The following is a 7,739-nucleotide window of genomic DNA, read 5'->3' on the forward strand; positions in this document are numbered from 1 at the left end:
CAGTAAACTTTTTACCAGAACTATTCATTACTAATTTGCCTTCATTATTACTAATTACAGTTTTAATTGCATAATGGTCAATAACTGTATTTGAAAAGAAAACTAAAGGCCAAATGTGAATCTGTTGAGCTTTTCGTTCCTTATCATTATATTCATATAGTAGTACACCATTATCTATTACAATAAAGTTACCCTTTTTCTGTTTTTCGTGGTAGTAACCCTCAACAATGAGTTCAGCAGCATATTTATGTTTTTCACGCAGAAGTCTCTCGCCATTTTTTGTATGTCCTAGATCATCTCGTTTCATTAGAAATGTTGTAATTTTGATTCCACGAGTTCGTAAATCTGCAAGTCTTTCAGAATGTAAGAAATAGTCAAAGTCATGAGTAACAGTTGTATGTATCTCATGAGATTGATTTACAATCATTTGTTCAAGAGTTTCAATAAATTCTTGACTATCATCATTTTTCTTAATATCATCAAATGTACGCTTAGATCGCCCAATTTTAAGAGTTATCTGCCACTCATGTTTGTCCTTACCATCATTTCGAACATCAATATCACTAATTTGTGAGTATTTATATACCATGTGTTCACGTTTAGACATGAAAATGATAGATTCTGATGTCAATATTAATACTCCGTCTAGTTCACGTCCGCTTTTTTTATCACATTCTGCCTCAATAACTTTTAGAACTTTTTCGGTAGAAGTTATTATTGTATTTTGTGCTTGTACTAATAATCTTTCATACTTTGAAACTAACGCTTTCTGACCAATTGTAGGTCGTTTACCTATCCACTTCTCCATTAAGTACCTCCATATTTAAAACCATTGTTGCTTATTAACATTATTGTATATAATTGTGGGTACAATTAAAATTTAAAAAATCATACAGTTATACCACTTTATTACAAGTGATTTGTGATTTCTTTTTTTTACATAATTCGAAGAGGTTTACGAATCAGCTTTTCTTGAGGTAGTCATAAATAATTAATACTGTGTTTTCTTTTACACAGCTAAAAAGAACTTGGATAGAAAAGTTCAAATGTCTTCCATCTATTTAGAAATTTCTTTTCTATCTAATTTCCAACTTCTTGGATCGTTCCTTCGTCACCTAAACTAATTAGGGATAAAATTTTAGCTTCATTGAGATTCATTTTTGGTACACAATCTCTCTCGTCTTCTGAAGCTTGGACAAGGTACAGTTCCCTCTATATCCCTTCTAACAATCTACCAATCAACTCCTGTGCTTTTCCCAAACGCTCTTGATACGTCCCGCTAATACTCACAAACTCAATCCCATTCTCCTCCAATATTTCCTTCAACCGGTTATTATTTTCTTCCCTTACCTTTTGCTCCCCATGCACTCTTAATCCATCATCGACCCATTTAACATCAGGCTCTAAATATAGACATAAATCATATTTTTGAATTCGAGCAATTTCATTTAAGACTGTTTGGTGTTTTTGATTGTACAGCTCAGAGTAAAATTGAGTAACCGCAGCTTCGGTGTCGATAAAGACGATTTTATTGGCATTTTTAATAGCTTCATATTCTTTAAGTTTATGGCCATACGCAATCATAGGGTAATCTTCCACAATAATGATCCCGTCACAGCCTCCTAAGTAATCACAATAATCTCTTCCGTATTCATTAACATAGGTTGTGTTATAAATGAGTGCTAGATTTCTAGTGAGAGTGGATTTCCCACAGCTTTCAGTCCCTAAAATGACTACCTTTTTAATAAAATACGGTTTTACCACCTCGGGAATGTAATCCCAATATTCAAAGATCCCTTTTTCCCGAATCTTGGTAGCAGAAATCTCCACCTGGTCTCTTTTTTCATCAATCAGGATGTGTTTCGCTTCAGGATATAATTCTATAAAAATTGGTTCGTATTCGATTTCGGAGCTAAAGACAACATCGATTTCTTTCCCAATCGCATGTCGTATTTTCAAAGAGCCTTCTTTCCAGTTATAATCCTCGTTGCCGTCTTTATCCTCCACTTCTACAACTTTGACATTTTCCATTTCCCTTGTTAATTGTGAGAGCCATCGCAGCCTAATCTGAGCTGGAATGTAGGATAGCTTGCTTCCATCACATAATTCCCGATCCCTCTTTTCACTATGAGAAAGGACAACGTATAATTCATCCACCATCGTAGAAGCTTTGACAATTGCATACACATGCCCTTGATGCATAGGCAAAAACTTTCCTCCAAAAAATCCAACCTTTTTCATTTACATCACTTCTCCCTTCTGTTTTTTATATACTTTCGTCCAATTGTAATAACCATATATGCTATTGATTAGAAAGGCCGACCACATGACAAGCATCGACACATCGTTGCCACCTTGTAAGATCAATGCCTTCACCCAAAGTACAATTGATAACACATTCACCCCGATCCAAAATAACCATTGCTGCGTGTATCTTTTTAACATGAGGATTTGGGCAATGACGGATAATATCGTGGTTGCAGAATCAATCCACACCACATTTCCTCCGATTTTTTGTAAAAGCAGCGCATACAGAACAAAGACAATCAGAAAGGATGTCATCGTGGTGATCCAGCCTTTTTTCGTTAAAGTGTTGATTTGAATATCTTCTCCTTTTACCTTGTTGTTAGTTGTATGCTTCTTCCATAGATAGATCCCAACAAACTGAAGCGGAAAATAAAACAGGGCATTGAGCATTACCTCACCATATAGGCCGTAACCGTACGAGATATAGGCATAGGTTCCTGTTTGGATAATGCCAAAATAAAAATTACTCACTTTCCCTTTCGCGACTAAAACAACACAAAGCATTCCAGAAATGGACGTAATCAATCCTAGAATTGAATCATCCCAGGCAAAAAACAAGTAAATATTAATAAGCGTAAAGGTTAGAAGCCATAACCTTTCAAAAATGGTCCAATCTTTCCAAATTGACATTTTTCATCACTCCTTACTAATTATCAATTAACATACTGTTAATTATAAAGTGTAAAAAAATTAATATTTTGCATTATATATCGATACATACGGCTCGTAATCATTAAATCGATACAGCTGTGCTTTATTTTTCGACCAGCGATTTGTTTTTTGCGGTTCTCCATCCTTTATGACTTTTTCGATAAAAGGTAAGGTTGGGGCTTTCCGAAAAAATTGAGAATCAAGTTTAAGCCAAGGCTCATCCATGACGGTTAACAAAACCCCTTGCAGTTCTGAAAGGACAAATTGCTTTGGCAAGAAGTTTTTCGCCACCGTTGTTAAGGACATATCTTTTTTGATAAACCATAAAGCTTCCTCAATAATTTGCCTGTGGTCAAAAGCCAACTCGAGCTGAAACACTTCGTCCATCGAAAATAGCTCTACCTCTGCTGCATCATCTGCTGCTCTCCTTTTGACGAGCTTATTTTCTGGTACAATTGCATAATGGGCATTTGAAATAATCCATCCCCGCCTATCACGGCCAAATTGATCGTATACGCCAAAATGCTTGATTCTTAACCCTGTGACTCCTGTTTCTTCTCTTAACTCTCTAACAGCTGCATCATATGCGGTTTCCTCCGGTTTAATAAACCCACCTGGCAATGCCCATTTCCCCGCTTCTATATTGAGGTCACCTTCCTTTGTTTTCCCTGCTCGTTTAATGAGCATGATTTTTAAAGTTTTTTGTGGGGGTTTATATGGACCCAATTCAGTAGAAATAATAGTAAAAACAGCAATATCACTCGTATAACCATCAGGAGTTCGATACTTGCTCACATCATAATTTAACAATTCCTCGCTCATCTTCTAATCACCTTTATTGTATTATAATTAACATTTTGTTAATTGTTATAAACATAATATCACATTGTTGTATTGTCTGTCACTACGTTTTTTGAGAAAATATGTAAATTGTCTCCTATTAAGGATTCAAAGCCATCCATAAGTAGCTTTTTTATATAAAGTGGGCTCCAAAAGCTTATGCCTATGACCTATTACTACCTAAAGGTCATAGGCACATAAATGAATACCGTACTCATACCCAAGTAGCAGCCTAAATAATTGTCTAACTTTTTGGGTTCAGATCTCCTATGGCATGCATCTTCCGCTGGACTTCGCTTCGTGAAAAGGATAAACATTCAGTTGCTCTTCGACATATTTAGTTTAGTTATTGGTAAATTTAGGTTCCCTTTTTTGGATAAACGCTTCAACGCCTTCTTTTACATCGTTTGTTTGAAAAACATGACCAAAATTTTCAGCTTCCGTAACTAAGCCTTCATGAAGCGGTTGTTCGCAGCCAATGTCAATAGAACGTTTAGCAAAAGTAAGAGCAGGTAAAGAAAAGCTGCTAATAGACTTTGCGAGCTCCAGCGCCTTTTCAAAAGATTTCCCTCTAGGAACGACGTGATTGACTAGCCCGATTTCTTTGGCTTCTTCTGCAGTTAAAGGCTCACCAGTGAAAATCATTTCTTTTGCTTTCGCTTTGCCAACTAGGCGCGGAAGCCTTTGTGTGCCTCCAGCACCTGGGAATAAACCTAATTTAATTTCGGGAAGACCAATCTTGATTTGTTCCTCTGCTATTCGAATATCACAGCATAAAGCAAGTTCACATCCTCCGCCTAATGCCACCCCGTTTATGGCAACAATCGTTGGCCGTGACAAACTTTCAATTTTGTTAAGTGGTTCCTGAAGCCAAAGTGACTTTTGCTTCGCTTCCTCCATTCCTTTTCCCATCCATTCCGGGAATCCCTTAATATCTCCTCCAGCTACAAAAGCTTTATCGCCTTCACCGGTAATAATCACAGCTTTAATTTCAGAATCACTTTCAATTTCATCAATCACAAGATTCAATTGTTCTAAAACGCCAGCACTAAGTACGTTTACAGGCGGATTATCGATCACAATTTTTGCGATTTGGCCCTGCTTCGACCATGAAACTACTTGAACCTTATTCATCGGATTTCTCCTCAACTTTCTGATTAGATAGAATTTAACTGCCATTTAGATTGTAAATTCCTTTAAAGAGAGGGATTATTTAACTCACTCAGCTAAACTGATTTCGTAAAATATACTTTTGCACCTTTCCGGATGGAGTACGAGGTATTTCATCAACAAATCTTACTTCTCTAGGCTTCTTATAGCTTGCCAAGTATTGTTTACAGAAATCAATTACATCCTCTTCTGTAAGATTTGACCCTTCTTTCTTAATAATAACAGCGCATACAGCTTCTATATATTTCGGGTCAGGAATGCCAATTATAGAAACTTCCTTCACATCCTGATGCCGATATATTATATCTTCAATCTCCGCAGCATAAATGTTTTCACCGCCGCTTCGAATCATGTCCTTTTTTCTGCCTACAATTGATAGATAACCATCTTGATCGAATACTCCCAAATCTCCTGTTTTACACCAACCATTCACAAATGTTTCCATTGTTGCATCCGGCTTCCTCCAATACCCCTCTGAAACGCCCGGACTTTTAATTGCAATTTCTCCAATTTCTCCAATAGGAAGAGGCATTCCATTATCATCAATAATATTAATTTCTGTAAGAGGCATTGGCTTTCCAACTGTATGGCCTTTCGTAAAAGCATCCTCTGAATCGAGCGCAGCCGCAATTGGCTGACCTTCAGTTAAACCGTAAACTTGAACAACCCCAAGATGCGGAAACTTCTTATTTAACTGTTCAAGTGCCCATGGCATTAACGGGTCACCGCCGGAATAAATCGTTTTTAACGACTTTAGCTGATACTTATCCAACTCAGGATAATTTAGCATCTCATAAATCATAAATGGGAATAAAAAGCAATCAGTTACATTTTCGCGTTCAATTACAGAAAGAATTCTTCCAATCTCGAAGCCTTGGCTTTTAGTAATGATGACAGATCCGCCCATCATCAAGATGGGAAGTGCAATATCTTCCATCGCTCCAACATGATAGAGAGGTCCAGTCGTCATGCCAATTTCTTCCCCAGTAAACTTCCATTTTAATACCTGTATAGCTGAAAACCAGAATGTTGTATCATGGGTCCAAATTGCACCTTTAGGTCTGCCGGTTGTCCCTGATGTATACATCAGCATAACTGGATCATTTTGCTTTATGTGAATGACTTCGACTTCATCTGCTGAACCGCTTGTTAAAATACTCCAAGGCTTAGACCAACTTGGAATCACTTTTTTACTATTTTCTAGACAAATAAAATGCTCAACAGAAACTTGATGAAGAACCGATTCCAGCTTTTGGGATAAGTTTGAATGAAAGCATAATATTTTCGTCTGCGAATCATTTAATGCATATTCAAGCTCGGCACTTGAAAGCCGAAAATTAAGCCTAACGGCAACAGCTCCAATTTTTGCAATAGCAAAATAGAGTCCGAAATATTCGAGACAGTTATAAAGCAAAATACCAACACGGTCTCCTTTTCGTACACCTATTTCGCATAGCTTATTTGCATAAGCGTTTGATATATGGTGCAGATCCGAATACGTCCATGAGTTTCCCGTTTCTTCCCGTATCGCTATTTTTCTTTGATTCAACGGATTTAAATCATTTGCCATTTTTCTTGTAATAAAACCTACATCCAATGAAATTTCCCCCATTTCCTGTGCATCGTTCTCACCTTTTACGTTGCAAGTTTAGTGCCAAAACTCCAAAGTCGTTATTATCAATATTTTCCGAATTCACCGACCGTATTTGCCTTTGTTTTTTTCTGCCTAACCGGAAAAATCATTTCCAATACTGGATAATTCTTCAAAGAAAGGTGACTATCCCCCATTTCTTTAACGGACTTGGGGATAGTCACCAAATTTTGATGTCATAGCCTGCTAGATTTACAATTCTTCGTGTGAAGTCATCAATGTTTCGAGTAAAAATGAAATGTATCTGAACCATGCAGGGAGAATAAGATGACTGCGCAAGGCAATAGGATGTCCAAGCAGCCAACAAAGCTCAAAATGTTATAAGGGCTGGAGTAAACAGAGAGGGGGAGAAGTGATCCACTAGGGACCTCTCTTTCTTTCAACCTAGGATGAATCCAATATTGCAAGATTCAGCAACTACCATAGAAGTAAAAGCTTGTACCTAAGACCTTCTGGTTACAATCGCTTATATAGCATGTATACTCGTTTTGTGATGAGACAGAACATTTTTCCTCTTTTTATTCCCTATGGGTCCTATCTTAAGGAACAAACAAGTAAATATAAAAGGACAGCAAAAACGTAATTTTTTTATGGATAGGGAGATTAAGAGGAATTGGAAATTATTATGTTCTTTTTTGGAGAATGAGCAAAAGATACATCAATATCTTTCAGTCTTCATAAGTTTATTCATAGAAGATAATAATCCGCTTTACGAGGAGGCAATATATGAAAATATGGCGTTTAGGTCATGCGATGTATGTATTAAAAAGCAAAACAGGAAAAAATTATCTGATTGATCCGTTTTTCGATATGAATCCTGGTTTTGCAAAGGAGTTAGATCATGCTGATTTTTACAAATCAATAGATGCTGTTTTTTTGACTCATGGCCATTTAGATCATACGAGCGGTTTATCTAAATTTATTCAATATAAACCAGATATCATGATTGTTGCACAGTATGATTTAGCCATGATTCTTCTTCAAAAGGGAATGAAAAATGTTTTTCCGATTAATTTCAGCGGGAGCGCTTCGCTAGATGATGTACATGTAACAATGGTTCAGGCCTTACATACTTCATCCTATGGCGAAGCGGAGGGATTCCCTGTGTATGCTGGGGAGG

At 36.9% G+C, this 7,739-nt stretch carries 6 protein-coding genes and 1 pseudogene; 1 reads left to right on the forward strand and 6 read right to left on the reverse strand.

Going from position 1 to position 7,739, the window contains the following annotated elements:
* From V7149_RS24370 to V7149_RS24395, 6 genes and pseudogenes are all read right to left on the reverse strand, one after another.
* Positions 1–808: pseudogene (locus tag V7149_RS24370) on the reverse strand (excalibur calcium-binding domain-containing protein); the annotation flags it as partial.
* 404 nt (positions 809–1,212) lie between these two features.
* On the reverse strand, positions 1,213–2,241 hold the full coding sequence (gene nadR / locus V7149_RS24375) for a multifunctional transcriptional regulator/nicotinamide-nucleotide adenylyltransferase/ribosylnicotinamide kinase NadR (protein WP_335348155.1): 1,029 nt from the start codon (positions 2,239–2,241) through the stop codon (positions 1,213–1,215).
* Positions 2,242–2,937 carry a nicotinamide riboside transporter PnuC gene (gene pnuC, locus V7149_RS24380; protein ID WP_335348156.1) on the reverse strand — a complete coding sequence of 232 codons (696 nt, stop codon included), beginning with the start codon at positions 2,935–2,937 and terminating at the stop codon, positions 2,242–2,244.
* A 60-nt stretch (positions 2,938–2,997) separates the two neighbouring features.
* Positions 2,998–3,780 (reverse strand): NUDIX hydrolase, encoded by a 783-nt coding sequence (locus V7149_RS24385; RefSeq protein ID WP_335348157.1) that lies wholly within the window; start codon positions 3,778–3,780, stop codon positions 2,998–3,000.
* 360 nt (positions 3,781–4,140) lie between these two features.
* Positions 4,141–4,932, reverse strand: coding sequence for an enoyl-CoA hydratase (locus V7149_RS24390; RefSeq protein WP_335348158.1), 792 nt, complete (start codon positions 4,930–4,932; stop codon positions 4,141–4,143).
* A gap of 88 nt (positions 4,933–5,020) precedes the next feature.
* The gene (locus V7149_RS24395) at positions 5,021–6,565 is read right to left on the reverse strand and encodes an AMP-binding protein (protein WP_335348159.1); all 1,545 of its coding nucleotides are present in this window, start codon (positions 6,563–6,565) and stop codon (positions 5,021–5,023) included.
* 780 nt (positions 6,566–7,345) lie between these two features.
* Here V7149_RS24395 and V7149_RS24400 point away from each other — a divergent pair.
* Positions 7,346–7,739 (forward strand): MBL fold metallo-hydrolase (locus V7149_RS24400; protein WP_335348160.1); only part of this gene is annotated, 394 nt, incomplete at its 3' end.

It is taken from the genome of Bacillus sp. JJ1503 (assembly GCF_036965125.1).
Classification (GTDB): domain Bacteria; phylum Bacillota; class Bacilli; order Bacillales; family Cytobacillaceae; genus Cytobacillus.